General features: G+C 67.9%; 29 protein-coding genes and 2 pseudogenes. 16 read left to right on the top strand and 15 right to left on the bottom strand.

Annotated elements, in window-relative coordinates:
- Nucleotides 1–13 precede the first annotated feature (13 nt).
- Complete coding sequence (locus V2L32_RS09670) at nucleotides 14–301, top strand: DUF7565 family protein (RefSeq protein WP_331236283.1); 288 nt, start codon at nucleotides 14–16, stop codon at nucleotides 299–301.
- A gap of 12 nt (nucleotides 302–313) precedes the next feature.
- Here V2L32_RS09670 and V2L32_RS09665 read toward each other — a convergent pair whose 3' ends face one another.
- From V2L32_RS09665 to V2L32_RS09640, 6 genes and pseudogenes are all read right to left on the bottom strand, one after another.
- Entirely contained in the window at nucleotides 314–1,171 is an 858-nt protein-coding gene (locus V2L32_RS09665; RefSeq protein WP_331236282.1) for a mechanosensitive ion channel family protein, read from the bottom strand.
- 268 nt (nucleotides 1,172–1,439) lie between these two features.
- The gene (locus V2L32_RS09660) at nucleotides 1,440–1,877 is read right to left on the bottom strand and encodes a transcription elongation factor Spt5 (RefSeq protein ID WP_331236281.1); all 438 of its coding nucleotides are present in this window, start codon (nucleotides 1,875–1,877) and stop codon (nucleotides 1,440–1,442) included.
- Nucleotides 1,877–2,050 carry a protein translocase SEC61 complex subunit gamma gene (locus V2L32_RS09655; protein WP_331236280.1) on the bottom strand — a complete coding sequence of 58 codons (174 nt, stop codon included), beginning with the start codon at nucleotides 2,048–2,050 and terminating at the stop codon, nucleotides 1,877–1,879. The genes V2L32_RS09660 and V2L32_RS09655 overlap by 1 nt, the downstream gene beginning before the upstream one ends.
- A gap of 87 nt (nucleotides 2,051–2,137) precedes the next feature.
- Nucleotides 2,138–3,271, bottom strand: a complete 1,134-nt coding sequence (gene ftsZ / locus V2L32_RS09650) for a cell division protein FtsZ (protein WP_331236279.1) — start codon at nucleotides 3,269–3,271, stop codon at nucleotides 2,138–2,140.
- A gap of 62 nt (nucleotides 3,272–3,333) precedes the next feature.
- On the bottom strand, nucleotides 3,334–4,656 hold the full coding sequence (locus V2L32_RS09645; protein ID WP_331236278.1) for a D-aminoacyl-tRNA deacylase: 1,323 nt from the start codon (nucleotides 4,654–4,656) through the stop codon (nucleotides 3,334–3,336).
- Nucleotides 4,657–4,693: 37 nt separating this feature from the next.
- Nucleotides 4,694–5,940, bottom strand: a pseudogene (locus V2L32_RS09640) (sodium:calcium antiporter).
- Nucleotides 5,941–6,016: 76 nt separating this feature from the next.
- Here V2L32_RS09640 and V2L32_RS09635 point away from each other — a divergent pair.
- From V2L32_RS09635 to V2L32_RS09605, 7 genes are all read left to right on the top strand, one after another.
- Nucleotides 6,017–6,817 (top strand): shikimate dehydrogenase, encoded by an 801-nt coding sequence (locus V2L32_RS09635; protein ID WP_331236277.1) that lies wholly within the window; start codon nucleotides 6,017–6,019, stop codon nucleotides 6,815–6,817.
- Between the two features lie 45 nt (nucleotides 6,818–6,862).
- Complete coding sequence (locus V2L32_RS09630) at nucleotides 6,863–7,396, top strand: helix-hairpin-helix domain-containing protein (RefSeq protein ID WP_331236276.1); 534 nt, start codon at nucleotides 6,863–6,865, stop codon at nucleotides 7,394–7,396.
- 51 nt (nucleotides 7,397–7,447) lie between these two features.
- Nucleotides 7,448–8,926, top strand: coding sequence for an aminodeoxychorismate synthase, component I (gene pabB, locus V2L32_RS09625; RefSeq protein ID WP_331236275.1), 1,479 nt, complete (start codon nucleotides 7,448–7,450; stop codon nucleotides 8,924–8,926).
- A gap of 34 nt (nucleotides 8,927–8,960) precedes the next feature.
- Nucleotides 8,961–9,593: an anthranilate synthase component II gene (locus tag V2L32_RS09620; RefSeq protein WP_331236274.1), complete on the top strand. Its 633-nt coding sequence runs from the start codon at nucleotides 8,961–8,963 to the stop codon at nucleotides 9,591–9,593.
- A gap of 1 nt (nucleotide 9,594) precedes the next feature.
- Entirely contained in the window at nucleotides 9,595–10,476 is an 882-nt protein-coding gene (locus V2L32_RS09615) for an aminotransferase class IV (protein WP_331236273.1), read from the top strand.
- A 25-nt stretch (nucleotides 10,477–10,501) separates the two neighbouring features.
- Nucleotides 10,502–10,912, top strand: coding sequence for a Rieske (2Fe-2S) protein (locus tag V2L32_RS09610; RefSeq protein WP_331236272.1), 411 nt, complete (start codon nucleotides 10,502–10,504; stop codon nucleotides 10,910–10,912).
- A 91-nt stretch (nucleotides 10,913–11,003) separates the two neighbouring features.
- On the top strand, nucleotides 11,004–12,245 hold the full coding sequence (locus V2L32_RS09605; RefSeq protein ID WP_331236271.1) for an MFS transporter: 1,242 nt from the start codon (nucleotides 11,004–11,006) through the stop codon (nucleotides 12,243–12,245).
- A gap of 98 nt (nucleotides 12,246–12,343) precedes the next feature.
- Here the strand turns inward: V2L32_RS09605 and V2L32_RS09600 are convergent, their stop codons facing one another.
- Nucleotides 12,344–13,075 carry a haloacid dehalogenase type II gene (locus V2L32_RS09600; protein ID WP_331236270.1) on the bottom strand — a complete coding sequence of 244 codons (732 nt, stop codon included), beginning with the start codon at nucleotides 13,073–13,075 and terminating at the stop codon, nucleotides 12,344–12,346.
- Between the two features lie 264 nt (nucleotides 13,076–13,339).
- Here V2L32_RS09600 and V2L32_RS09595 point away from each other — a divergent pair, with 264 nt between their 5' ends.
- Nucleotides 13,340–13,765: an EamA family transporter gene (locus tag V2L32_RS09595; RefSeq protein ID WP_331236269.1), complete on the top strand. Its 426-nt coding sequence runs from the start codon at nucleotides 13,340–13,342 to the stop codon at nucleotides 13,763–13,765.
- Between the two features lie 189 nt (nucleotides 13,766–13,954).
- On the opposite strand, the gene V2L32_RS09590 is transcribed toward V2L32_RS09595, so the two are convergent.
- Nucleotides 13,955–14,239, bottom strand: a complete 285-nt coding sequence (locus tag V2L32_RS09590; protein ID WP_331236268.1) for a transcriptional regulator — start codon at nucleotides 14,237–14,239, stop codon at nucleotides 13,955–13,957.
- 93 nt (nucleotides 14,240–14,332) lie between these two features.
- Between V2L32_RS09590 and V2L32_RS09585 the strand changes: the two genes are divergently transcribed.
- A complete protein-coding gene (locus V2L32_RS09585) occupies nucleotides 14,333–15,298 on the top strand; it encodes a nucleotidyltransferase family protein (RefSeq protein WP_331236267.1) in 966 nt (321 codons plus the stop codon).
- A gap of 4 nt (nucleotides 15,299–15,302) precedes the next feature.
- Here the strand turns inward: V2L32_RS09585 and V2L32_RS09580 are convergent, their stop codons facing one another.
- The 4 genes from V2L32_RS09580 to V2L32_RS09565 all read right to left on the bottom strand — a co-directional run bounded on the left by V2L32_RS09580 (nucleotide 15,303) and on the right by V2L32_RS09565 (nucleotide 19,340).
- Nucleotides 15,303–16,025 carry a diphthine--ammonia ligase gene (locus tag V2L32_RS09580; protein WP_331236266.1) on the bottom strand — a complete coding sequence of 241 codons (723 nt, stop codon included), beginning with the start codon at nucleotides 16,023–16,025 and terminating at the stop codon, nucleotides 15,303–15,305.
- A 243-nt stretch (nucleotides 16,026–16,268) separates the two neighbouring features.
- Nucleotides 16,269–17,423: a DUF373 family protein gene (locus V2L32_RS09575; protein ID WP_331236265.1), complete on the bottom strand. Its 1,155-nt coding sequence runs from the start codon at nucleotides 17,421–17,423 to the stop codon at nucleotides 16,269–16,271.
- Between the two features lie 38 nt (nucleotides 17,424–17,461).
- Nucleotides 17,462–18,385 carry a signal peptide peptidase SppA gene (gene sppA / locus V2L32_RS09570; RefSeq protein WP_331236264.1) on the bottom strand — a complete coding sequence of 308 codons (924 nt, stop codon included), beginning with the start codon at nucleotides 18,383–18,385 and terminating at the stop codon, nucleotides 17,462–17,464.
- Nucleotides 18,386–18,458: 73 nt separating this feature from the next.
- The gene (locus tag V2L32_RS09565; protein WP_331236263.1) at nucleotides 18,459–19,340 is read right to left on the bottom strand and encodes a coiled-coil protein; all 882 of its coding nucleotides are present in this window, start codon (nucleotides 19,338–19,340) and stop codon (nucleotides 18,459–18,461) included.
- Nucleotides 19,341–19,632: 292 nt separating this feature from the next.
- Here V2L32_RS09565 and V2L32_RS09560 point away from each other — a divergent pair, with 292 nt between their 5' ends.
- The 4 genes from V2L32_RS09560 to V2L32_RS09545 all read left to right on the top strand — a co-directional run bounded on the left by V2L32_RS09560 (nucleotide 19,633) and on the right by V2L32_RS09545 (nucleotide 22,243).
- Entirely contained in the window at nucleotides 19,633–19,788 is a 156-nt protein-coding gene (locus V2L32_RS09560; RefSeq protein WP_331236262.1) for a hypothetical protein, read from the top strand.
- 39 nt (nucleotides 19,789–19,827) lie between these two features.
- The gene (locus V2L32_RS09555; RefSeq protein WP_331236261.1) at nucleotides 19,828–20,661 is read left to right on the top strand and encodes a deoxyribonuclease IV; all 834 of its coding nucleotides are present in this window, start codon (nucleotides 19,828–19,830) and stop codon (nucleotides 20,659–20,661) included.
- Nucleotides 20,661–21,452, top strand: coding sequence for a class I SAM-dependent methyltransferase (locus tag V2L32_RS09550; protein ID WP_331236260.1), 792 nt, complete (start codon nucleotides 20,661–20,663; stop codon nucleotides 21,450–21,452). The genes V2L32_RS09555 and V2L32_RS09550 overlap by 1 nt, the downstream gene beginning before the upstream one ends.
- Nucleotides 21,453–21,577: 125 nt before the next feature.
- Entirely contained in the window at nucleotides 21,578–22,243 is a 666-nt protein-coding gene (locus V2L32_RS09545; protein WP_331236259.1) for an MBL fold metallo-hydrolase, read from the top strand.
- Nucleotides 22,244–22,257: 14 nt separating this feature from the next.
- Here V2L32_RS09545 and V2L32_RS21135 read toward each other — a convergent pair.
- Nucleotides 22,258–22,715 (bottom strand): annotated as a pseudogene (locus V2L32_RS21135) (DUF4442 domain-containing protein).
- A gap of 42 nt (nucleotides 22,716–22,757) precedes the next feature.
- Complete coding sequence (locus V2L32_RS09540) at nucleotides 22,758–23,396, bottom strand: DUF7095 family protein (RefSeq protein ID WP_331236258.1); 639 nt, start codon at nucleotides 23,394–23,396, stop codon at nucleotides 22,758–22,760.
- A 173-nt stretch (nucleotides 23,397–23,569) separates the two neighbouring features.
- On the opposite strand from V2L32_RS09540, the gene V2L32_RS09535 reads away from it, so the two are divergent.
- Together V2L32_RS09535 and ncsA are read left to right on the top strand one after the other, a co-directional pair.
- The gene (locus tag V2L32_RS09535) at nucleotides 23,570–24,079 is read left to right on the top strand and encodes a PH domain-containing protein (protein ID WP_331236257.1); all 510 of its coding nucleotides are present in this window, start codon (nucleotides 23,570–23,572) and stop codon (nucleotides 24,077–24,079) included.
- An 89-nt stretch (nucleotides 24,080–24,168) separates the two neighbouring features.
- The gene (gene ncsA / locus V2L32_RS09530; protein WP_331236256.1) at nucleotides 24,169–25,131 is read left to right on the top strand and encodes a tRNA 2-thiolation protein NcsA; all 963 of its coding nucleotides are present in this window, start codon (nucleotides 24,169–24,171) and stop codon (nucleotides 25,129–25,131) included.
- Between the two features lie 81 nt (nucleotides 25,132–25,212).
- On the opposite strand, the gene ftsZ (V2L32_RS09525) is transcribed toward ncsA, so the two are convergent.
- On the bottom strand, nucleotides 25,213–26,355 hold the full coding sequence (gene ftsZ / locus V2L32_RS09525) for a cell division protein FtsZ (protein ID WP_331236255.1): 1,143 nt from the start codon (nucleotides 26,353–26,355) through the stop codon (nucleotides 25,213–25,215).
- Nucleotide 26,356: the final 1 nt, after the last annotated feature.

The raw sequence follows: 26,356 nt of genomic DNA, 5'->3' as shown, positions 1-26,356 counted from the left end.
CTCCCCTCGCCCGATGACCTGGGAGTGTGCGATCGCCGACTGCGAGGCGGCGTTCGAGGAGGTCGAGTCGCTGATCGTCCACCAGACCGAGAGCCACGAGCGCCGGGAGTGTCGGATCTGCTCGGCCGTGGTCCCCGACGGCTACTTCGCGATCCGCCACGCGCTGGACGAACACACCCGCGCGGAGTACGTCCGTGCCTACGGCGCCGACGCCGACGACGTGAGACGGCGTGAGGAGGTCAAAGCCGAGATCGAACGTCTCGCGGACCTGCAGTCGGTCGTCGACCGGCTGAACGGGTAGACCACCGCAGGCTCACCCGTCCCGGACCCCGACTGCACCCCTGACGTCGTGCTCCGAGGGTGGGCTCAGTTCGATCTCGCCCCCCTCGAACGCCTCCTTCACCGTCCGATCGAACTCCGAGCGGATCCGGAGTACGTCGCGTCGCTTCGGGTTGGCGATCCAGTACCGGACGTCGACCCCGACGAAATCGTCGCCGAGTTCGCCGAGCAGCACGGTCGGTTCGGGCTCTGTGAGGGCCTCCTCCTGCTCGGCGACGGCCGCGGCGCACAGCTCCATCGCCCGGTCGAGGTCGTCGTCGTAGCCGATCTCGAATCGGTGGGTGAGCCGGAGCGTGTCGTTGATGACGGGGTTGGTGACCGCGGTCGTCATCAGCTGGGAGTTCGGCACCGTGATCAGTTCGTTGTCGAACGTCCGGATCCGTGTCGCACGGAAGGTGATCTCGTCGATGCGTCCGCGCTTGTCCTCCCACTCGATCCAGTCGTCGATGTTGAACTTCGGGTCGGTGACGATGAACGCGCCGGCAACGAGGTTCGCGATCACGTCCTGGGCCGCGAAGCCGAGGGCGACCGTCACCGCCGCGACCATCACCGCGGAGCCGGCGACGACGTAGCCGAACCCGGCGATCGCGGCACCGCCGGCCAGCGCCACCACGACGATGCCGGCTCGCGCGCTCCGCCGGATCGCACTCGCGAGCGTCCGCTCGACGCGACGGAGGTCGAGGAGCCGGTCCAGCGCCGGTTCGAGCAGGAGCCGTCCCAGCCCGTAGAGGATCAGGAAGGCGACTGCGAACTCCGCGAGCCGGAGCAGCAACACGGCGTACCGGGTGGGGAGATCCGGGACGAACCCCTGGGCCACGACCGTCGAGAACATCGACTCTGTCTACGAAACGGAATCGGATCAACCCACGTGCCGGCTCCTGCGGAGCCCGTATCGACCTCCCCGTTCCGTGGGAACTTCCCGAGAAACGGTCCCCTCCCGAGTCCTTTCTCACCGCATTCGGCGCGGCCTCGGCGCTGGCTGTTCGAGAACACTCCTCACTCTCCGGGTTCAGCACTCGCCTCTCGAACGCTGCTCCGCTCGGCACCCCTCGCTACTCGCGGCTACGCCGCTCGTCTTCTCGAAGGGTGTGACGATCTGGTCACCGTTCCTCGCTGTCCAGCACGCGGATCTGGTCCCCGCGCACGGTGACCGGGATCGGAACCGTCGCCTCGTACAGTTCGACCGTCACCTGGTCTTTCCCCTCGTCGATCCGCTGGACCTGTGCCTTCTCTCCCTTGAACGGCCCCGCGATCAGTTCGACGATGTCGCCCTCGCTGATCCCCTCGACGTCCGGTTTCGGGCTGAGGAAGTGTTCGACCTCGGTGATCGAACTCTCGCCCGGGATGACGCTCCTCGCGTGGGGGATCTCCTCCAGCGCGCGCTCGATCGCGCTGTGGTCGTCGGCCTCGACCATCAGGTAGCTCGTGAGCGAGTCGGGCGCGAGTGCGGCGTGAATAGACGGCTCCTCCCGGTTCATGATCATGTCCGCGACGGTCTGCTCCTGGCTCGCGGTCGTCTTCACGGCGTAGATCGGCATCACGCGCCCCCGGGGAGAAACGACATGAGCACGAAGATGAAGAAGCCGATCGAGCCGACGAGCAGGATGCCGGCGCCGGTGATCTTCGCCACCTGCGCGAACTCGTTCCACGTCGGCGTCGTCGCGTACTGGAGCACCCGCGTGTACGAGGTGAGGTCGTAGGGAACGTTCATACGCCGGGCTAGGACAGGGGCCTTTTTCTATCTATTGGTAGCCCGGGGGTGAGCGAGGCGGGTTACGGTTCGCTCACCACGCCCCGATCACTCGACGTAGTCGATGTCCTGGAGCGTGCTCGAGGCCTGCTCCTGGGCGGCCTCGCCGCGGCCGTAGATCTGTGGCGACTCGACGCCGGTGACGACGATCATCGTCCGCATCTTCCCCTCCAGCTCCTCGTCGATCGAGGTCCCCCAGATGATCCGGGCGTCGGGGTCGATCCGGTCGTAGATCTCCTCGACGACGCCCTCTGCCTCCTCGATCGACATGTCGTTTCCGCCGGTGACGTTCACGAGCGCGCTCGTGGCCCCGCTGATGTCGACGTCGAGCAGCGGCGACCGGAGCGCCGTCTTCACCGAGTCCTGCGCTTTCGTCTCGGAGTCCGACTCGCCGAGACCGATCATCGCCACGCCGCCTTTCTCCATCACGGTGCGCACGTCGGCGAAGTCGAGGTTCACCAGCCCGGGTCTGGTGATCAGTTCGGTGATCCCCTTCACCGAGCGCATGAGCACCTCGTCGGCGACCTTGAACGCCTGGCGGACGGGGAGTTTCCCGACCGAGTCGAGCAGGCGGTCGTTCGGGACGACGATCACGGTGTCGGCGACGTCCCGCAGCCGTTCGAGACCGGCCTCCGCATTGGTTCGCCGGACCTCTCCCTCTGCGGTGAACGGCGTCGTGACGATGGCGATGGTGAGCGCGCCGCCCTCGCGTGCGGCCTTCGCGACGACCGGGGCGCTCCCGGTACCCGTCCCGCCGCCGAGGCCGGCGGTGACGAAGACCATGTCCGAGCCCTGGATCGCGTCGTAGATCTCGTCCTGGCTCTCGAGCGCCGCCTCCTCGCCGACCTGCGGGAGCGAGCCCGCCCCACGCCCGCGGGTCTTCTGCTCGCCGAGGAGGATCTTCGTGTCCGCCTCGATCTCGACTAAGTGCTGGACGTCGGTGTTCGCGGCGACGAGCTTCGCACCGTGAATCCCCTCCTCTTCCATCCGATTGACCGTGTTCCCACCGGCACCGCCGCAGCCGACGACCGTGATGTTCGTCTGGAGGTCCTCGAGGACGTCTTTCAGTTCGTCGTCCGTCATCGCCCCCGAGACCTTCGGTTCCACACCGCCCTGTCCGTCGCCCGCGGCCGACTCGTCCTCTTCGGCTCGCTCGACGGCGTCCTGTACGATCGAATCCATTCCTGCGGATCCGTTTCGGACCCACAGTATTCATTGTTCCCCTTCGTCCGACCGCCGACGGACTACTCGGTCGAGAGGCGTTCGATCCGCTCTCGGTGGACCCGGTCGGGGTCGATCCGCTCGCCTTCGACCTCGACGCTCTCGCCGGCCGCGAGCCGTCCGAACGCGGGGCCCTCCCGGACACCTGCCTCGCGCGCGAGCGCCGGGTCGAACGCCCGCTCCCGGAGGGTAACTACGCTCCCCTCGTGTTCGATCTCGTACTCGCGGGCGAGGATCGAGACGAGCGCCGCGACGAGGTCCTCGCGGTCCTCGTCGCCGGCGAACGCCGCCCGCTCGCCGATCCGCGTCCCGCTCTGTTCGGTCTCGAACGCGACGGTGTGGGTCTCGACGCGCTCTCTGACCGCTCCGGCGTCGACCGCCCGCGATCGCTCGATCAGTGTCCCCGGGAGCGACAGCACTCCGATCACCTCGGCGTCGCTCGCCCGCTCGCCGAAACGGACGCCGTCGTCGACTCGCCCTAACTCGCTCTCGACCCGGTCGACGAGTGGGCGTGGGCGGTCGGCCGTCTCGCGCAGCCAGGTCTCGCTTACGATCCGGTAGCCGAGCGAGTCGATCACCTCGCGAAGGTCGGGGTGTTCGCCGTCGAACAGCGCGAGCTCCGCGCCGCTTCGCTCGAAGGTCGCCTCGATCACGTCCCGGTTTTCCTCGGGGTCGCCCAGCGCCGAGAGCGACCAGTCGGCGGCGACGTGACCCACTGCCCACGGTGTCTCGCGGACGATCCGGGTGAACCGTGGGGCGTAGTGACCCCCGCCGAAACCGACGACCGTCCGGTCGCCGTGTGGCCGCGCCCCTTCGAGGTCGAGGATCGCCTGGGCGACCGCACGGGCGGCCTCGGTGTTCTCCCACTGGTCGGGACCGCTCCCGAGTTCGACGAACATCGAGGGCGCTCCCACGTCGGTCGGCCCGTGGTGGGTGCACTCGATGCCGACGTCGTAGCCCTCGGGGGCGTACTCGGCCAGCGACCGGACGACGCGGTGGTGGGCCGCCGGGCACGCCTCGGCCAGCGTTCGACCCCGTCCGCCGTACTCCGCCTCGCCGAAGTTGCCGGTGTGGTGAGCGGTGAGCAGCGGGCCGGTCTCGCCCGAGTGCCGCGAGGCGAAGACGAGGAGATCAGGGTCCGAAAAACGCGAGGCTACGCCGTCGAGGTGGAGGTGCCAGTCGTCGAACTCGCGGAGTTCGAACCGCTCCGTAGAGAGGACCGTCCCGCCGCCGTCGCCCTTTGGACACGAGTCGTCCTCTCGCTCGTCCCAGTCGGCGAGCGAGAGGAGATGCTCGCCGATACGGGCGGAGGCGGAGTCGGCGCGGCTGACGACGATCGCGATCACGTTCCCGAGTGCTCACCTGGCGCGAATAAGCCCGTCGCTACGGTCGCGTCCGGGCCCCGTCCACCCGCTCGCGGACGAACCCGACGAGGCGCGGGAGGTGGCGGCGGCGTCGGACCAGGAGGGCGGTTCCGAGGACGAGGTAGATCCCGGTGAAGACGAGCAGCCACTCGAACGTGTGGAACGCGGGATAGAGCTGTATCGCGAAGAGCGAGAGGAGCGCGAGCGCGAAGTAGCTCTGGGCGGCGGTGAGCCAGATCTCGCCCATCTGTCGCTGGCCCATCGGGAGCGGCCCGTAGTAGCCGAGGGAGACGCTGTAGACGACGACCAGCGTGCCGATCAACAGCGTCCACTGGTTGAGCTTCGAGGAGATCAGCGCGTTGAACGACGCGCCGGATCGCCCCTTCAGGACGAGCAGCGTGACGATGACGAACTCGGGGGTCTCGCTCGCCAGCGGCGCGACCCACTGGATCATCAGGAACGGCGGGATTCCCGAGCGTGCACCGATCTCCTCCAGTCCGTGGGCGAACGGCTCGACGGCGACGAAGATGACGGCCCCCGAGGCAGCGAACAGCGAGAGCACGGTCAGGAGCCGCCTCGGCCTCGGGAACGACTGGAGGTACGCCGGGACGCCCACGTGTCGCTCACCCGAGGGCGGTGCCCGGAGTGCGAGGAGGATGTAGAGCCCATAGAGGCCGACGAGGACGACCATGTCGTGGAGCGCGATCGATCCGGTCAGCGGGACGAAGAAGGCGTAGAGCGTCGCGGCGAAGAGGAAGAGGATCTCGAGCGAGAGCCCCTCGTCCAGTCTGACCCGGTCGGCGAGGAAGCCGTCGGCCCGCTCGACGTGGGGATCGTGAACCGCGGTGTTCCGACCCCGAACCGCCCGGTAGACGGTGAAGATCGCGATCGCAGACCAGCCGATGCCGATGAGGATGCGGTTCGCGCCGGTCATGTTCGCTACGGCGAGGTCGGCGGCCTCCGCGGAGGCGGCCGTCCCCGGGTCGACACCGGCCTCCCAGGCGTAGAGCGCGTCGATGGCGTACTCGGGGGGCGACCGCGAGCACAGCGAGGACGGCGATGGCGAACGACCGGGAGACGTCCTTCTCGGCGGTCTCGGCGGGCCCACGCGAGCAGGAACGCTGCGCCGAAGATCGAGATCCCGGCGAGGGTGACCCGGGGAAAGAGGGCGGTCGAGACGCCGCTCGCCCACACCGTCGGCCAGGCGAGCGCGAGTGAGGCGGCCATCACGAGCGGCGCGAGCTGGTGGACCGTTCGACCTCTCATGTCGATCGTAGGGCGGTTTCGGACGTAGGCATTCGCCCGGCGGTGGCGTTATGCGTGTGCCGAGGAAACCCCGGGCATGGACGTCTACGGCCTACTCGGCAACCCGGTCGGCCACTCACTCTCGCCGCCGATGCACGAGGCGGCCTACCAGGAGCTGGGGATCGACGCGTGCTACGTCACGTTCGAACCCGATCCGGAGGAGATCGGGGAGGCGGTCGCCGGCGCGGGGGCGCTCGGGATCCGCGGGCTGAACGTCACGATCCCGTTCAAACGGAGCGTGCTCTCGCTGGTCGATCCCGACGAGATAGCCAGACGGGTCGGTGCGGTGAACACGGTCAACTTCTCTCACGACCCGCCGACCGGTCACAACACCGACGTCGCGGGCGTCACGCGGTCGTTCTCGCACCACGGAGTCGCGCTGTCGGGAACGGAGGCGGTCGTCGTCGGGGCGGGCGGGGCCGGCCGGGCGGCGGCGTTCGCGCTCGCCGACGAGGGGGCGTCGGTCTCGATCGCGAACCGGACCGAGTCGCGCGCACACGACCTGGCAGAGGCGGTACCAAATGCGAGCGGGCACGGCCTCGATGCGCTCGCGACCCTCCTCGCCGGGGCGGACGTCCTGGTGAACGCGACGAGCGTCGGGATGGACGGGGACGAGTCGCCAGTCCCCCAGGAGGCGCTCCACGCCGACCTGGCGGTGCTCGACGCGGTCTACAGCCCGCTCGAGACCCGGCTGCTCCGAGAGGCGAGGGAGGGAGGGGCGCTCGTGATCGACGGGGCGTGGATGCTGCTCTATCAGGGCGTCGAGGCGTTCGAGCGGTGGACCGGCGAGCGCGCGCCGGTCGAACGGATGGACGAGGCGCTCAGAGCGCGGCTCTAGGCACGACGGGGGCTTTTAAGTGAACCGGTGCGTTAGGTCGGGGCAATGGCACTGCTGAAGAAGGTGAAGTCGCTGCTCGGACTCGCCGACGAAGAGGAGACCGGGACGAGCGACGACGAGGGGGACGTCGGCGTCACCGTCGAACGCGAGCCGGAGGCGGAGCCCGCTCCCGAGCCCGGACCGCCGACGGAGGAGCCGACGGGCGAACCCCCCGGGACGGGTATCGCCGAGGAGCCGCCGGCCACAGAGGAGCCCCCGATCGACGGGGAACCGACCGAGACGGAGCCCGTCGACGAACCGGCGCCGGACACCGACGAGCCGGTCGAGAGGACCGAAACGGCCGAGCCGGTCGAGGAGACCGTCGTGGAGGCCGAACCCGGCGAGTTCGGGTCGGAGCCGTCGGACGACCCCGTCGTCGAGATCAAGGGGATCGGACCCTCCTACGCCGACAGACTCGGCGAGGCCGGCGTCGAGACGGTCTCGGACCTCGCGGACGCCGACGCCGAGGAGCTGGGCGAGGCGACCGGCATCTCGCCGAAGCGGATCGAGGCCTGGATCGACCGGGCGAGAGTCCGGTGAGACGGACGGCGAGAGCACAACACCGAAGGCGATCCCCGGGCGAGGAGGTGTATGGCCCAGCCACGCGTGCGGACCGACCGGGCCGACTTTGAGCGGGCCGCGGACGGCGCGGCGCCGACCGACCGCGTTCCGGTAGAGCTACGACTCGCCGTCGACGACCCCTTCTACGCCTACCGTCGAGCACGTAGCGGTTCGGGTGGCTGCTTTCTGGAGACGACCGGCGGACGCCCCGGCTGGGGCTACTTCGGCGTCGACCCGATCGATCGGCTCCGCGTCGGCCCCGGTGCCGTCGCCCGCGAGGGCGACTCTCCGACCCTCGCTGCGCTCTCCGGCCTGCTCTCGGGCGAGTCGCTCCGCCGCGGGGACTGCGAGGTGCCCTTCCCCTGCGGGGCGATCGGCTGGCTCTCCTACGACGTCGCCCGCGAACTCGAGTCGATCCCCGAGACGGCGGTCGACGACCGGGGACTCCCCCGCCTCGACGTGGCCGTCTTCGAGACGCTCGCGGCCTGGGACGCCTCCGAGGAGGAGTCGGATCTCCGGATTACCGCCTGTCCCCGGGTGGGCGAGGATCCGGATTCGGCGTACGACCGGGGACTCGCGTCGGCACACGACCTGGCGCGCCGGGCGACCGATGGCGACCCGGCCGTCGGCCCGGCCCCCGTCACGGCCGACCGGGTGACGTTCGAGAGCGACTGCGGTCGGGAGGCGTTCGCGGACCGCGTGCGGACGGTGAAGGGGTACATCCACGAGGGCGACACGTTCCAGGCGAACGTCTCCCAGCGGCTCAGGGCTCCGAAAGCGGTCCACCCGGTCGAGGCGTACGCGGCGCTCCGGCGTGTGAACCCCGCGCCGTACTCCGCGCTCCTCGAGTTCCCGAGCGCGGACCTGGTGAGCGCGAGCCCCGAGCTCCTCCTCGAGATCGAGGGCGATCGGCTGCTCACCGAACCGATCGCCGGGACACGGCCGAGAGGGAGGACGCCGGAAGGGGACGACGCGCTCGAAGCCGAGCTGACCGGCGACGAGAAGGAACGCGCCGAACACGCGATGCTCGTCGACCTGGAGCGAAACGACCTCGGGAAGGTCGCCGCCTACGGCTCCGTGGAGGTGAGCGAGTACAGACGTGTCGATCGCTACTCCGAGGTGATGCACCTCGTCTCACTGGTCGAGGCGAGAAAGCGGGACGGAGCCTCACTCGGGGAGTGCATCGCCGCGGTCTTTCCAGGCGGGACGATCACCGGCGCCCCGAAACCGAGGACGATGGAGATCATCGACGAGGTCGAGACGACGCGACGCGGACCGTACACCGGGAGCGTCGGGATCTTCGGCTTCGACGACAGGGCGATCCTGAACATCGTCATACGGACGCTCGTCGGTCACGAGGGGGAGTACCACCTCCGCGTCGGCGCGGGGATCGTTCACGACTCGATACCGGAGAAGGAGTACGAGGAGACCCTCGACAAGGCGAGAGCGCTCGTGACCGCGATCGACGAGGCGCTCGGCGAGGAGCGGGGGATGGAGGTTTCGCGGTGACGCCGGTGGCCGTCCCCGTCACCGCGGACCGCCGATGGGGTGGACGCCCGTGACGCGGATCCTCGTGATCGACAACTACGACTCGTTCGCGTACAACCTCGTCCAGTACGTCGGCGAGCTCGCCGACGAGGTCCTGGTACGGCGCAACGACGCGATCGGGGCGAGCGATATCGAGGCGCTCAGCCCGGACGGGATCGTCGTCTCGCCGGGACCGGGAACTCCGCAAGAGGCCGGCGTCTCGATCCCGCTGTTCGACCTCCCCGTTCCAACCCTCGGGGTCTGTCTCGGCCACCAGGCGCTCTGTGCCGCGGCGGGCGCACCCGTGGTCCACGCGCCCGAAGTGATCCACGGGAAGCCGTCGGTGGTGAGCCACGACGGCCAGGGGGTCTTCGAGGGGCTTCCGAACCCGATCGAGGTGGGTCGGTACCACTCGCTCGCGGTCGAACGGGCCGATCTTCCGTCCAGCCTGATCGAGACCGCCCGGACCGACGACGAGCGCGGCGTGCTGATGGCGGTCCGTCACGCCGAACGCCCACACGTCGGGGTGCAGTTTCACCCCGAGAGCATCCTCACCGGGCCGATCGGAGAGGGCGACGAGGCGTCGCTCTGGGTCGGGAAACGGATGATCGAGAACTTCTGTGCGATAGCGACGGAGCGGAGACCATGAGATGAGCGACGAACGATACGTCCACGTGAACGGCGAGGTCGTCCCAGAGAGCGAGGCGACCGTGAGCGTCCGGGACCGTGGGTTCGCCTACGGCGACGCGGTCTTCGAGACGCTGCGAGCCTACGGTGGCGAGGTCTTCGAGTGGGAGGCCCACGCCGAGCGCCTCGCGGGGAGCTGTGCGGCGCTCGGGATCGACCACGGACTGAGCGAGGCCGACCTCCGCCCACGGATCGACGAGACGCTCTCCGCCAACGGGTTCGACGAGGCGTACGTCAAGCTCTCGATCACGCGTGGCGTTCAGCCTGGCAAACTCACCCCGAAGCCGGTCTCGGATCCGACGGTCGTCGTGATCGCGGCCGAACTCCCGCGCGGCGGGCCGGACGGCGACCCGGTCTGGGACGGCCCGGCGAGCGCGACGATCGCCGATGTTCGGCGGGTTCCCGACGCCTGTCTCCCCGCGCGGGCGAAGACGCACAACTACCTGAACGGGATCCTCGCCCGACGCGAGGCGCTGGCTGCGGGAACGGACGAGGCGATCACGCTCGATCTCGCGGGGAACCTCGCCGAGGGTGCGACCTGCAACCTCTTTTTCGTTCGTGACGAAACGCTGTGCACCCCGTCGCTCTCGGGGCCGATACTGCCGGGGATCACCCGACGAGTCGTCCTCGAACTCGCCGGGGAGGAGGGGATACCGGTCGAGGAGGCGACCTACCGACCCGACGACCTCCTGACCGCGGACGAGGCGTTCCTCACGAACACGACCTGGGAGGTCCGACCGCTGGTCCGGGTTGACGACCGGGTCGTAGAGCGAGGGCCGATCACCGAGCGACTCCGCGAGGCGTTCTCCGAACGGATCGCCGCCCACTACGAAACGGTGGATTGATCCACGGCCGGGCGAAGCGCGAACCATGGACGCGACGAGGATCGTCCCGGTCGAGGAGCTTCCCGAGCACGGAACGCTCGTCTTCCGGGTCGAACGCGACGACGAGGTCCGGGAGGCGATCCTCGTCGTCCACGAGGGGGGCGTCGACGCCTGGGAGAACTACTGCCAGCACTTCACGCACATCAAGCTCGACAAGGGGACGGGCGCGCCGATGCGGAACGGCGAGATCGTCTGTGCGAACCACGGGGCGATGTTCGAGGCCGATACAGGGTACTGTACGTTCGGCCCCTGCGAGGGGGCGTACCTGAACCGGATCGGGATCGAGATCGACGCGGGTGACGTCTCGCTCGCGGACGAGCGCTACGGGTTCGTCGGCCTCGGTCCGGAAGAGCGCGACCCCACCGACCTCTCCTCGAAATCGAACATCGAGTTCTGAGCGGATTCGGCGACTGGATTGCCCCATCGAGTGGGGTTTTGTAGCCGTCGGTCCGAACACTGGATCGAGAGTGATCGGACCGCTACGACGCGTGACCGAGGTCGCCCACCCGAGAGTCGTGGGTCCGATCACGGCCGGCCATGGCGTCAACGAGTTCTTCGCGATCGTCGTCCCGCCGATCATCCCGCTTCTGGTCGCCGACTTCGGGATCTCCTACGGCCAGGCGGGCTTCTTGCTCACCGTCTTCTTCGCGATGTACGTCCTCTTCCAGCTGCCCGCCGGCGCCCTCGCCGACCGGATCGGGAAGCGGCGACTGTTGGTGGGTGGCCTCTTCGGGATGGCCGCCGGGATCGCGCTGGCGGCGACGGCCTCGACGTACGGAACGCTCGTCGTCGCCCAGACGATCGCCGGGATCGGCGGCGCGACGTTCCACCCGACGGGGATGGCGATCGTGAGCGATGTCGAGACCGAGCGGACCGAGGGGAAGGCGATGGGCGTCTTCGGTTTCGGCGGCGCGCTCGGGACGCTCTCGGCGCCGCTGGTCGTCGGCGGGCTGGCCGCGCTCTTCGGCTGGCGTGTCGCCCTCGCCGGGGCGGTCGCCCTCGGGACGCTCGTGACGCTCGCGATCCTGCCGTCGATCTCCGACGGCGGCGAGGGCGATGACGGCGACGGGAGGACGACCCTGTCCGACGGCGGCCGCCAGTTCAGCCCCGGAGGGGCGCTCCGGTCCGTACGCTCGGCGGTCGCCGTCCCCGTCACGCGCGGGGTCGTGATCCTCTTCCTCGTGACGCTGGTCCTCTCGCTCCAGCACCGGGCGATCCAGACGTTCACGACGGCGTACGTGGGCGGGGCTACCGGCGGCTCGATCTCCGTGGGAAACCTCGCGTTCTTCACGCTGCTGCTCGGCGGGAGCGTTGCCTCCCTCTGGGCCGGCGACCTCGCCGATCGGTTCGATCGGCGGCTGCTCGGGGTCGGGGCCGCGCTCGCGACGGCCGGCCTCGTCGCGACCACCCTCGTCCTGACCGATCTCCTCGGTGGGCTCCCCCCGGTCGCCCTGATCGCGGTCCTCGCCGTCTGGTTCGCCCTCATCGGCGTGGGGATGTACGCCAGCTACCCCGTCAAGAACGCGCTGGTATCCGAACAGGCCGACGCCGCCTACAGCGGGAGCCTCTTCGGGGTCATCCAGACCGCCTCGGCGGTCGGGAGCGCGAGCGGGCCGGCGATCGTGGGCGTCCTCTCCGACCGGTGGGGCGTGGCAGCCGCGTTCCCCGCCATCGCGGCCGCGAGCGTCCTGCTCGCCGGGCTGTTCGGGCTGTTGCTGCTCGGAGAGTAGACCGATCCCGCACCGGTCCCGTTGGTAGCGAGGATCGAGGGGTTCGGCGATCTCGTGCGGTCCCGGGTTTCTCCGCGGGTCACACGAACTGTGGCTGCTCACGTTACGGGCTCGGAACCCAATCGCTCCGCGAGGTCCACTACGTCCTCGGCAACGACGTCGTATGCCGACTCGTCAGGTCTCTCGACGTCGTCGACTCGCTCGGGACCCCACTCCAGAGGCCGGTGGATGTACGCGGTCCGGAGCCCTGCCTCACGGCTCGCGTCGAGGTCCCGTTCGTGAGCCGCGACCATCATCACCTCCTCCGGACGGCAGTCCAGGAGGTCGACCGCGGTCAGGTAGGTCTCCTCGTCCGGCTTGTAGTGGCCCGAGAGTTCGGCGGAGAGGATCAAGTCCCACGGGATGCCCGCCCGCTTGGCCATGTTCGTGAGGAGTCGAACGTGGCCGTTCGACAGCGGGGCGATCAGGTAGTCCGAACGGAGCCGGACGAGACCGGGGATCGTGTCGGGCCATGGGTCCAGCCGGTGCCAGACGCGGTTGAGGTGCTCCGTCTCCTCGTCGGTCAGGTCGTCCACGCCGAAGCGGTCGAGGAGGGGTTCGAGCGATTCGCGGTGGAGGGAATCGAGGGTCCGCCAGGGGATCTCTCCCCGCCGCACGCGGGCCAGCGAGGGCTGATACTCCTCGCGCCAGGCGTCGGCGAACGCCGCCCAATCGACGTCCAGCCCCACAGCTCTGCCGAGCTTCTCGCCGTCGCGGATGACACCGCTTCGCCAGTCTACGACCGTGCCGAACACGTCGAACATGAGCGCGTCCACGTCCGGACGCGTCATCGGGACTCGCCCCGCATCGGGTCGATCCGCTCGGTGCTACCGTTCCTCGAATCGCTCTCGGTCGGTGGGGTGCTAGGCTGACGCATACCGAACCGTGAGTTCGGAGGATCTTTTCTTTTGGCCTTCTCGAAAGCCTTAGGCGGAAATAGGTCCAGCCGTTCTAAACCTGAGGTGCACGTCGGTCACTGGCGGCTGTTCCCTCTGTCTTACTCAGAATCGCTACAAACAGCGTCTTTTACCGTTACAGGGACGAAGATACAACCGATGGAAGTCCCAGAGGTAAATGCGGCTGTGGCATTCGGGTTACTGACGATGGTTTCGTGGGGAATCTGGATCGTCGTGGGGAACGCTGCCTCAGAATCCATCGACCCGACGACGGCTGCCGCGATCTCGTATCTCGTCGCAGCCATCCTTGCAGTCGGGTATGTTTTCGTATCAGGTGCCTCGCTGGCCATCACGCCACGAGGTGGGGCGCTCGCTGGCGTGGCTGGAGTGTTCGCCGGAATCGGCTTCGTCTCGATGTACATCGGTCTCTCACGTGGTTCGACGACGGTCGTCTCGACTCTCGGTGCCATGTACTTCGTCGTCGCAGCGTTCATCGGGATGGCCGTGCTCGGAGACGAGATCACCACAACGAGAGTCGCAGGGCTCCTGCTCGCGGGCGTCGGTGTCATCCTCGTAGCTCAATAGACGAGCCGCTCACGCCACCTATCCGACCGATAGCTGTTCACCTCGCCACGGCTGAGTAACACCACCCGCCATACTGCATACATCCTTTATAGTCGGCAGATAGATCCTCTCACAGTTGCGGACAGTCGCTTCTCTCGCGAGAAACGGTGAGCCCTCGTTCCGCGGTATGAACGACGCACGTGACGCACGTCACTCGATCGTGAAGGCCGGTTCCTCGATCGACTCGCTCTTGCACTCCGGACACCGCGAGGGCCGGTTGAGCGGGTCGTCGAACGCCGAGAAGCCACAGTCGCGACACTCCGGCGGGGCGACGAGTAGCTGCTCCTCGTCGTGTTCGAGCGAACGGGAGACGTGTTCGACGTGAGAGAGCGCGGAGCCAGCGGTGATGCCGAAGGCGGTGGCGAGCGCGCTGGGCGTGGCGGGTTCGGATCGGAGGCGCGAGACGATCCGCTCGCGGGTCGTCCGGTCGTCCATGTCGGTACCGAGGGCGCGAGCGACGAGACGGTTTCGGCCGAGGGGGGTCGACGAAGGGGGAAAACACATCCCCCCACACCTCGATGTGGAGACATGGACGCAGTCGTACTCGCGGGGGGGTACGCCACCCGGCTCTGGCCGATCACGCGCAATCGACCGAAGATGTTCCTCCCGGTCGGCGAACGGGCGGTCATCGACCACATCTTCGAGGAACTCGAGCGGGACGACCGGATCGAGGACGTCTACGTCAGCACGAACGAACGGTTCGCCGGTCCGTTCGAGGAGCATCTCGCGGAGAGCGAGTTCGAGAAGCCGCGCCTCTCGGTCGAGGAGACCTCCGACGAGGACGAGAAGTTCGGCGTCGTTGGCGCGCTCGCCCAGCTCGTCGAGCGCGAGGGGCTCTCGCGGGATACGATCGTCGTCGCCGGGGACAACCTGATCAGCTTCGACTTAGCGGAGTTCGTCGACTTCTTCGAGGCGAAGGGGAGCCCGACGCTCGCCGCGTACGACGTCGGCTCGGCCGACCGCGCGAGCGCGTACGGGGTCGTCGAACTCGACGGCGAGGAGGTCGTCGCCTTCGAGGAGAAGCCGGACGAACCCCCCAGTACGCTCGTCTCCATCGCCTGCTACGGCTTCCCGGCGGAGACCTTACCGCTGCTCTCGGAGTACCTCGCCGACGGGAACAACCCGGACGAGCCGGGCTGGTTCGTCGCCTGGCTGGTCGAGCGCGGGCCGGTCTACGCCTTCACGTTCGAGGAGGCGTGGTACGACATCGGGACGCCCGAGAGCTATCTCGAGGCGGTCTCGTGGTACCTGGACGGGGAGAACTACGTCCACCCCGACGCCACGGTCGAGCGGGCGGAGCTCGCCGGCGACGTCCACGTCATGGCGGGTGCGACCGTCGAGAACGCCCGCGTCACCCGCTCGGTCGTCTTCGAGGACGCCGTGGTGCGCAACGGCGAGATCAGGGACACGCTGATCGACCGGGAGACACAGGTCCAGGGGATCGACCTCTCCGGTGCGGTGATCGGCGCGCACACGAAGCTCAACGCCAGCTGATAGCTCAGGAGAGCCGGGCGTCGGTGATCCGCAGCCGGCCCCTCGTCCCGTCCCACTCCGTCCCCGCCTCGTACTCGATCCGCCGGTCCATGTGCGGGCCGGCGACGACGAGCGTCTCGAACTCGCCGCCCTCGCCGAGGACGTGGACGCCGTAGCGGTCGTTCAGTGTCTCGAGGTCGGAGAGCGCCTCCTCGTCGAGGGTTCGGCCGAGCCAGGACTCGTCGAGGCCGGCAGCGGCGACCTGGACGACGTGGATCTCGAACCCTGCCTCTATCATCTCCCTGGCGAGCACCGAGGGCTCTCGCTGCCAGAGCGGGGCGAACAGCTCGCAGCCGAGCCGCTCGCACATCGCTTCTATCCTGTTCGTCTGGAACTCGCTCTCGACCGCCCCGGCGGTGACGCCGGCGATCCCTGCGGGTTCGCTCTCCGCGAGCGCGACGAGCGCGGCTTCGAGCGGTTCGATTTCCGCGTCGCCCTGTGCGCTCGCGTCGACCGCGTCCGTCGCAGCGAGGTCACCGGGATCGACCTCGGAGAGCGAGATGCCGATGCTCTCGGCGGCCAGCGCCGTCAGCTCCGTCGCGGGGACGTGGTACATGTAGGAGTCCTCGGAGGGGTGGACCGTCACCAGCCGGGAGACGGGAAGTCCCTCCTCCAGTGCGCGATAGAGCGCCCACGAGGAGTCCTTCCCCCCCGAGAAGAGCGAGATCCACGCGCCGTCGTTCGACATGGTCGCCTTCGGGGTGCGACGGTCAAAGCCCCTCTGATGAGGACTGGCGGGGGTGGCGTAGCGTTCGGCCCCGTTACGTTCTATCGGATAGAGTTACGCGTCCGCGAGACGAGAGGTGAGCACGGTGGAGCGCTCTGCAGGGAGTCGTGGAGAACGCCACGAGCGGACACACAAACTCGGCCGTCTCGGTCCGACAAACCGGCTACACGGGAGTGGGACCCGCGACGGAGAACTCCGGCCGACCTAGTCGAGCAGGTCGGGTTCGGCCTCGCGTTCGACCCCCCGCGCCTCGCCGAAGGCGTTGCCGGTGTACATCCCGAGCAGACTGACGAGGATACCGAGGGCGATGAACGCCGCGAGGTGCTGTAGCGGCGAGAGCGAAAAGCCCTCGACCGAGACGACGCCGATGTCCATCGGCGGGACCCGCGTCAGCGAGAGGAGCGCGCTCTGTTGGAGGATGTAGGCCGAGACCCCGCGAACGACGAGTCCCAGCGCGACCACGCCGAACGGGAGGTTGACGTACGCCGCGGAGACGGGACCCTCGCGGATCCACTCGTCGAGTAGCCGGCCGGTCGAGGCGACGAGCGCTGCCGCGGCGAGCCAGGGAACGCTGTCGAAGACGAACCGCATGACCGGGAGGAGGTAGCCCTCGGTGTTCTCGAGTCCGGAGACGCCGATCGCGCCGGCGAACGCCCCGATCAGCGCGAGGCCGCCGGCGACGGCGTAGGTGACGACCGACACCTGCCCGGAGTAGAGCGCGTTCTGGACGCTCCCGGGAACGCGTGCGACCAGCGTGTCGACGCCGAGGCCCTTGTAGAGCAGGAACAGCCCCATCGCGGCCGTGATCGCGGCGATACCGACGACGAGGCTCGTGTAGGTGACGATCGCGGGCAGGACGAGCAGGGCGATCCCGAGCGGGACGAGCGTCGTCCGCCTGAGCTCCTCGTCGGCGAGGAACTGCTTGAGGAAGTAGTACGTCGACTCGATGTCGCGGGCCTGCCTGACGACGACCCGATCCACCGAGTCGACGCGTACCCGGCTCTCGACGATCGGGACGAGACGCTCCGTCTCGGCGCTGTCGATGACGACGACCGCCGACTCGATCTCGTTCTCCGAGAGCAGCGAGTCGATCTGGGCGGCGACCGCCCGGTCGGCGCTCACGACGGAGTCGCCGCTCCCGGAGACGAGCGCGACGAGCGTCTCCTCGCCCTCGTCGGAGAGTTCGCGGCTGATCCGCAGCGCCTCGAGCAGGCAGTTGACGCCCGCGTCCTCGGGGTCGGCGAGGCCGACGTCGACGACGAGCGAGCGCACCGCCTCCCAGCCCACGATCGGCGCGGAGAGCCCCGCACGGGCGGCGATCTCGCCCGACCGGTCGAGGCAGACGACCAGCGTGCTCACGGGTGAAACCCACTGCCCCGGAGGATAAAACCCCTCGCCTACAGCCGAATCTCGAGCTCTCTGTCCGGGTCGCCGACGGCCGCGCTCGCGAGCCCAGCGCCGAAGGCGTATGCGCTCGACTCCGCCCCGCCCCTGAGCCGCGCGAGCAGCCCCTGTGGGGGTTCGAACGCCTCGACGTCGACCTCGTCGGCGCCCAGCAGTTCTGCGAGGCGATCGGTCGCGTCGTCGCGCGTTCCGAGCGCGTCGACCAGCCCCAGGTCGAGCGCGTCGGTGCCGAGGTAGACGCGGGCCTCGGTCTCACGCACCGTCTCCGGGTCGAGGCTCCGCCCCTCCGTGACCCGGTCGACGAACTGCTCGTAGATGTCGTCGATCAGCCCCTGGAGGTACTCGCGCTCGTCCTCGTCGATCTCCCGCAGGGGAACACCCGCGTCCTTGTAGTCCCCGGCGGCGAAGCGCTCGTAGGAGAGCCCGACCCGGTCGGCGAGTTCGGTGGCGTTCACCCGCGAGCCGATCACGCCGATCGAGCCGACGATGCTCGCCTCGCGCGCGAACAGTTCGTCACAGGCGCTCGCGATCCAGTACCCACCCGAACCGCAGACGTCGGTCGCGTACGCCACGGTCGGCCCGTCGAATCGCTCGATCGCGAGACGGATGTCGTCGCTCGGGACGACCTGCCCGCCGGGCGTGTTCAGCCGGACGAGCAGCCCCTCGATCGAGTCGTCCTCGTCGGCCGCCTCGATCTGCTCGACGACGGCGTCGGCCGCGGCAGCGCTCGTTCCGCCGCGAAGCGGTCTGCGTGGTCGCTCCCGCACGATCGGGCCGTCGACGCCCACCTCCGCGACGCCGATCGGTTCGGTGCGAAACCGGCGGAGGACGCGCGGGACGACGGCGACGCCGGCGAACAGCGTCACGCCGGAGGCGGCGAGGACGGATCGGGGGAGTCGGTCGGTAAGAGCGCTCATACCCACGGGTAGCGCCGCGGCGTGAGTAAAGCTTCGCTTCCGGAGTCGAGAGAGAAAAGAGAGGTGTCGGCCCCTAGAGCAGGCCGGTCCGCTGGAGCTTCATGAGGTCTTCGGTGTCGAGGGTCTCGCCCTCCTTGAACCGGTCGTAGATCTCCTGGGCTTCCTGTTTCTCCGCCTCGCGCTTCTCGGCGCGCTTGCCCTCGCGGCGGTCTTTCTCCTTCTTGTCCAGCTGGCGGAGTCGCTTCTGGACACGGACGAAGTCCTCGTGGTGGCGGTCGGCCGCCTCCTGGGCCTCGACGAACGACTCGTGCATCTCGTCGGCCTCGTCGCGGACGTCGTCGGCCTCGCGATAGGCCTCGATCATCTGGTTGTGGTGCTCCTGGGCCTTGTCGGCGAGCTCGGTCACCTTCTGGTGGTGTTTCGACGCCTCCGAGCGGACCTCCTCGGCCTCCGCTTTGAGCTCGTCCAGCTCGCCGTGCTGGGACATCTTCTCCTTCCGGTCGAGGTACTCCTCGCGCTTTCGCTCGATCGTCTCGATCAGCTCGCGCTCGTCCTCGGCCGAGAGCACCTCCGTCTGCTGTTTGAACTCGAGCTGCTCGATCTCCTCTTTGAGCTGCTCCAGGTCGGTTCCCTCGTCGATCTCGAGGTCGGATTTCATCCGGTCGACCTTGCTGAACAGCTCGTTCGCCTCGGCGTTCAGCTCGTTGCGCTGTTTCTTGTGCTCCTGGACCTGCTCGTTGAGCTCGTCGCGTTTCTCCCGGTGCTCCTGAGCGGCGTCGACCTTCTCGCGCGTCTTGGCGTTGAGTTCGTCGCGTTTGCTGGCGCGTTTCGACGCCATCTGGTTCAGGTCGTTCCGTCGGTCTCTGAGCTTTCCTGCGAGCTTGATGAGCTTCCCTTTCGAGTCGCTCTCAAGGTCTTCCTCTGTCAGTTCTACGTTCTTACTCGCGTCTACCATAGTTGTTCCTCGATGCCATTCCGCACCGACGTGTCGTGGCGTTCGCTCGCGAGTGCAACCAGCCCGGTATAATGGTCTCCTGTCATTCTGATTGGCGAGCGATTCCGGTGAACGTCGGTGACGTTCAGGTACCCGTTACTACCGCCAGCACGTTCTTAAGTATTGCGGTCGTCCCGACCGTGTAAATCGGTAGCAGGCGCTGATCCCGTAGGGTCGTTCGTCCCCAACGGGAGCGCCTTCACTTTCACTCCGCTTGGCTCGCCTTAAGGTGTAAGCGAGTCAGAGAGTGGGTATGCTCGGAGAGCTCACCTGCGCCTGCGAGAACTGTGGCGACCCCCTCGGCGACGAGGAGTGGCGGCTCACGATGGAGACCGGGGGCGGGGTCAGACACGTCTACGAGTGTGACTGTACCTGCGTGACCGTCACCGTCGGGGCGAGTTCGACGTAGCTTCGAAGGTGCTTTGCCCGGCCGACGGATACCGGGCGTATGCGCGTCGGAGCACACGTCTCGATCGCTGGCGGCGTCGGAAACGCCGTCCCGCGACAACTCGACGTCGGCGGGAACTGCGGACAGATCTTCACCACCTCCCCTCAGGTCTGGGCACACCCGGAGATCGACGAGGGCGACGCCGAAGCGTTCCGCGAGGGGACCAGAGAGAGCCTCGACGGTCCGTGGGTGATCCACTCGTCGTACCTCGTGAACCTCTGTACGCCGAAGGAGGAGCTACGAGGGAAGTCGGTCGCGAGCATGCAGGCGGAACTCGACGCCGCTGAGGAACTGGGCGTCGAGTTCGTGAACGTCCACCTCGGTGCGCACACGGGTGCGGGCGTCGAGGGTGGCATCGAGAACGCCGCGAGCGCGCTCGACGACCTGGACGTGCCGGAGGGCGTGACGATCCTGATCGAGAGCGACGCGGGGTCGGGGACGAAACTCGGCGGCGAGTTCGAGCACCTTGCGAGCGTTCTCGAACTCTCGGAGCAGGACCTCGACGTCTGTGTCGACACCGCCCACACCTTCGCGGCGGGCTACGACCTCTCGACCGAGGAGGCAGTCGAGGCGACCGTCTCGGAGTTCGACGAGGTGGTCGGAGTAGAGCACCTCCGGTGTATCCACCTGAACGACTCGAAACACGCCTGCGGGACGAACAAGGACGAACACGCCCACATCGGTGAGGGGCTGATCGGCGAGGAGGGGATGGCGGCGCTGATCAACCACCCGGAGCTCGCGGACGTCCCGTTGGTGCTCGAGACGCCCACCGAGGACGGCCGGAGCTACGAGTGGAACATCGCGCGGGTGAGAGAGCTCAGAAACGGCGCCTGATGCGCCGATTCGACGCGGAGTACCTCGCCTCGACCCGACGCGGGATGTGGGAGCAGCGGGAGGCGCTCTCCGGACTGGATCTCGATGGGAGAACGAGGATACTCGACGTCGGCTGTGGCACCGGCGAACTCACCCGGGTGCTCGTCGACGAGTCACCCGCAGCCGTCGTCGGTGTAGATGCGGACACGGACCTCCTCGCGCACGCCCGCGAGCACGCACCGGTTCTCGCCGGCGACGCCCGGCGGCTCCCCGTCCTCGACGACGCGTTCGACCTCGTCGTCTGTCAGGCCCTGCTGATCAACCTCCCGGATCCTCGTCGATCGGTCCGCGAGTTCCGCCGGGTCTCCTCCGATCTCGTCTGTGCGATCGAGCCCGACAACGGCGAGGTGCGCGTCGAGTCGACCGTCGAGGACGAGGGGGCACTCGAACGCCGATCTCGCTCGCGATACATCGAGGGCGTCGAGACTGACGTGACCCTCGGCGCGCGTGCGCGAGCACTGTTCGAGGAGGCCGGTCTATCGGGGGTCCGGACGATCCGGTACGACCACGAGAAACGGATCGAGCCGCCCTACGACGAACCTGCGTTAAAAGCCGTTCGACGAAAAGCGACCGGTGCGGGGCTCGACTCCGACCGCGAGACGCTGCTCTCGGGGCCGCTCACCGCGGAGGGGTTCGACGAACTGAGAGAACGGTGGCGAGTGGTGGGCCACGAGGCGGTCTCACAGATGCAGGAGGGAACGTACAGACGGACCGAGACGGTCCCGTTCTACGTCACCGTCGGCAGGGTGTGATACGGACTGCTGTACCTGCGTACCGCTCGGACCGAGAGAGGAGTAACCGGTCTGACCGGTCCGGACGCACAGCGGTCCGTGTGACTGGACAACCGTTATCGGTCCGGGTGTCGAATCCGGACACCATGTCCGTCACACACGAGGGGCTGACGTTCGAGCGACTCGGGCACGCGAGCGTGCGTATCGAGACGGGAGAAGGACTCGTGCTCTACATCGACCCGTGGAGCGACGTCGTGGAGGGCGAGCCGGGCGACGCCGACTACGTCTTCGTCACCCACGACGACTTCGACCACTACGATCCCGACGGGATCGAGGCGGTGTCGGGAGAGGGAACGACGGTCGCGGCGTACGAGGCGATCGATACCTCGGATCTGGATCGGGACGTTCACGCGCTCCCGCACGAGGGCGAGACGACGGTCGGGGAGATCGAGGTTCGAACCGTCCCGGCGTACAACCGGTCGGACGGCGAGCACGTGACCGACGAGGGCGAACCGTTCCACGCCGAGGGCGAGGTGATCGGGCTGTTCCTCACGCTCGACGGAACGACGATCTACTACCCCAGCGACACCGACTTCCTCACCGAGCACGAGTCGATCCGTGCCGACGTCTTCCTTCCGCCGATCGGCGGCCACTACACGATGGATCGGGAGGAGGCCGCCGAGTTCGTCCGCAGCGTCGATCCCGATCTGGTGTTGCCGGTCCACTACGACACGTTCGATCCGATCGAGACGGACGCGGGGGCGTTCGCGGACGACCTCGAGATCGAGGGCTATCGAGTCGAACTGTTCTGAACGAAGTGGATCCGTCAGGCCGCCTCGCTCCGGTCGGTCGTGACGTGCAGTGTTTCCTGACGGTGGCGCGGACGACCCCCTCGGCGTCGACGAAGTCGACGGTGTAGACCCGGTCGGTCGAGTCGCTCCTCGGTGATGTGGAACCTCGCCTAGAGCGTCCCCCGACCGGACTTCTCGAACCGGATCTCGGTCTCCTCGTCCCGGACGACGTACTCCTCGTCGAGGGGCCGGGCGAGCATCATCATGTCGAACGCGTCGACCGCGCCGTAGATGCTCCCGCAGTACGTCGTGCCGACGTAGTTCTGCGTTGCCAGTTCGAGGGGAGTCTCACCCGGACCTCCTGCCAGTCGGGGGCGATCTACGTGACCCGGCCGCTGGTGCCGCGGTAGGCCGGAAAGAGGTCGAAGACGTGGCGGGCGAGACGGGTCCGAAAGGCGTCGAGCGTGGTGGGACGTGGGTCGGGCCGCCGCATAGGGGTTCCCAAACGGTGGACGGCGGAAAACCGGTTTTCCGATCAGACCACGTCGCCGCGGACGCTTCGGCCGCGCTGTTCGCGACGATAGGCCTGGATCGCCGCCGCTGCCTCCTCGGCCTCCTCCTCGTCCATCCCGATCATCGAGAGCGCCTCCGAGAGCACCGGAAAGGCGAACGCGCTCCCTCGGAGTTTGCGGAACGCCTCCTCGCTTCGCGTCCCGTCGATCCAGAGACAGACCCCGCGAGGGTCGAGGATCTGGTCGTAGGCTCCGCGCGCCATCGCCCCGCGCAGGCGCTGGGTGACGTTGTCCTCGAAACTCGCGTTGCAGACCTCCAGGTGGATCGGTTCGTCCCTGTCCGTGAGGTGGGTGGCGAGACACCGCTCGGGCGCGGCGTAGCCGTTGTCGTTCGCCCGGACGTGCTCGGGGAACTCGCGTGCCCACTCGGCCGAGACGGTCGAACCGATCCCCTCCACCCCGAACTCGTCGTCGAGGTCGGTCGCGCGCTCACCACCGAGCAGGAGGTCCTTCGTGAGGTAGACGTCGAGGCGCTCGACCGGGTCGAGGCCGAGCGCGACGTCGCCGTAGACCCAGATCTCTCGCACCGGGACCGGCATCCGCTCGCGCTCTACCGTCTCGACGAGCCGTTCGACCCTCGCGACCGCCGCCGCTCGCTCCATGGCTCGTGGAAGTCGCCGTGCGAGCAAAAGCCGTCGGGTTCGTCGTCGGCGACCTTCCTCCCGACGGATCGTTCTCCGATACCGTCAGTAGGCGCCGAAGGTTTAGGTCGGCAGGGGGCGAACGCCCGGACGATGAGCGATTCAGCGTGTGTGCCCGTCGGAGGCGGTCGCGGATGAGCGGTCTCGAAGGTGAGGACTGGCTCCACCTCACGGAGGACGAGGAGGTCCGCTGGTCGGGCAGACCGTCGCTCGTGACGATCCTCCCCGAACTGCTCGCCGGCGGGGTGCTCGTCGCGATCGGAATCGCCGTCGTCGCCCTCTTCTCCGAGGCGAGCGCCGCGGTCGTCATCGGCCTGCTGGTCGTCCTCTCCGGTCTCGCCATCGCCGGCCTCGCCTACCTCCGGTGGTGGCGGCTCATGTACGTCATCACGACCCAGGAGATCTACGTGAAAGAGGGGCTGGTCTCGCGCGACGTCACCCAGATCCGGCTCGATCGAGTCCAGAACACGACCTACAACCAGTCGGTGCTCCAGCGCCTGCTCTCGATCGGCACCGTCGTCCTCTACACCGCCGGATCGGGGACGATGGATATCGAGATGAAAGACGTCCCCCGTCCCGAACGCGTGACTGGGATCCTCACCGGCCTGCTCGACGAGGCGAGACGACCGGGTGCCGGGAGATAGTACGAGGATAGTACGAAATTTTTATATATCCGTATCCGGTGTATCCGCGGGCGAAACCGTGATACGCCCCGCTCGGATAGCTCCGGGAGATGGAGTGTACGAAGTGCGGCCACGAGGCGGTCATGCACGCGGCGTACTCGGGGCAGCACCTCTGTTCGGCACACTTCCTGGCCTCCGTCGAGCGCCGGGTCACGCGCAGGGTTCGGGAGGACGGTCTGCTCTCGGACGACGCCACGCCCGGCTCGCCCGAGACGTGGGTGATCGGGCTCTCGGGGGGTAAGGACAGCGTCGTTCTCACGCGGATCCTCCACGACACCTTCGACGAGGACCCGCGGGTCGAGCTGGTGGGGCTGACGATTCACGAGGGGATCGAGGGCTACCGCGACAGGAGCCTCGACGCTTGTGTCGAGCTCGCCGAGGATCTGGGGATCCGCCACGAGGTCGTCACCTACGAGGGGGAGTTCGGGATCCGGATGGACGACGTCGTCGAAGCGGACCCCGAGAACATGGCCGCTTGCGCCTACTGCGGGGTGTTCCGCCGCGACGCACTCTCTCGGTACGCCGACGAACTCGGTGCCGACAAGCTGCTCACGGGTCACAACCTCGACGACGAGGCCCAGAGCGCGCTGATGAACTTCCTGGAGGGTGACCTCGCCCAGATGGCCAAACACTTCGAGGCCTCATTGGGCGGGTTCGACGAGAGAACGGACCAGTCGGCGTTCGTCCCACGGGCGAAGCCGCTCCGTGACGTCCCCGAGAAGGAGGTGGCCCTCTACGCACACCTCGCCGATCTCCCGGTCCACATGGCCGAGTGTCCGCACTCGAGCGAAGCGTACAGGGGAGAGATCCAGCGGCTGCTCTACGGGCTGGAAGAGAACCACCCCGGAACCAGACACTCGATCATGGCCGGCTACGAGGAGCTTGCGGGGATCCTCGCGGCCGAGTACGACGAGCGGGGTACGGACCTCACCGAGTGCGAACGGTGCGGGTCGACGACCACCGGCGAGGTCTGTCGGAAGTGTTCGCTGCTCGCGGCACTCGAGGCAGTGTAGATCGGAGCGGTCACCGCACGCGGCGTCTACGCGAGCACGGCCGCTCGCTGCGGCGAGGACGAGAGAAACGAGGGTCGTCGATCAGCGGATGACGTCGAGGCCGTTTCGCTGGGCGACCTCGTCGCGGCCGCCGTCGCTCTGTGCGTCGAACTGCAGCGTGTCGCCCATGCTCTCGCGCGAGCGATCGGCCTGTTTCTGCGTCGTCGGACCGAGGATCTGTGCGCTCTGGACGCCCGTCATGATCGCCATCACGCGCACTTTGCCGTTGTACTCCTCCTGGATCCGGGCACCCCAGATCACGTTCGCGCTCGCCTCGAGGCGTTCCGTGATGTTGTGGGCGATGCCCTCGGCCTCCTTGAGGGTGAGGTCCGGACCGCCGGTGATGTGGACGAGTCCACCCGACGCGCCGCGGTAGTCGACGTCGAGCAGCGGGTGGTTCATCGCGTCGCGGACGACCTCGTCCGTCTTGTTCTTGTCCTGGGTCTCGCCGACGAGCATCACCGCGACGCCGCCCTGGTTCATGATCGCGGTCATGTCGGCGTAGTCGAGGTTGATCAGCGACGGCTGGGTGATCGTCTCGCTGATCCCCTTTACCGTCTCGGCGATGATCTGGTCCATCACCGAAAAGGCCTTTCCGATGGGTAGGTTCGGGACGTAGTCCAGTAGCCGGTTGTTGTCCAGAACGATGATCGAGTCGGCCTCGTTGCGGAGCCGTTCGAGGCCCTCCTCGGCCTTCACCGTCCGCGCGCGCTCGACGTTGAACGGCGTCGAGACCATCCCGACGACGATCGCGCCCTGACTCTTCGCGATCTTCGAGACGACGGGCGCCGCGCCGGTACCGGTGCCGCCACCCATGCCCGCGGTGACGAACACGAGGTCGGCGTCGCCGAGCACCTCCTCGACGGTCCCGGTCGCCATCTCGGTCGCGCGTTCGCCCATCTCGGGATCGCCGCCGGCGCCGAGGCCGCTGGTCAGCGACTTGCCGACGAGGATCTTCGTGTCGGCCTCGATCATCTGGAGGTGCTGTTTATCCGTGTTGATCGCGACCGTGTCGGCGCCGTCGACGCCGATGTTGTAGAGGCGATTGACGGTGTTGTTGCCAGCGCCGCCGCAGCCGACGATGACGATCCGGGGATCGCCGAAGTCGTCTGACTCGCTCAGCTCCCGTTTGCGCTCCTGCTCGGCCTCGGCGTTGTCGAGTGCGTCCCTGACTATATCCTGCATC

The organism is Halalkalicoccus sp. CGA53 (genome assembly GCF_036429475.1).
Lineage (GTDB): Archaea > Halobacteriota > Halobacteria > Halobacteriales > Halalkalicoccaceae > Natronorarus > Natronorarus salvus.
Note: the sequence above shows the minus strand (reverse complement) of the source record. Positions and strands in the feature narration are given on the sequence as shown.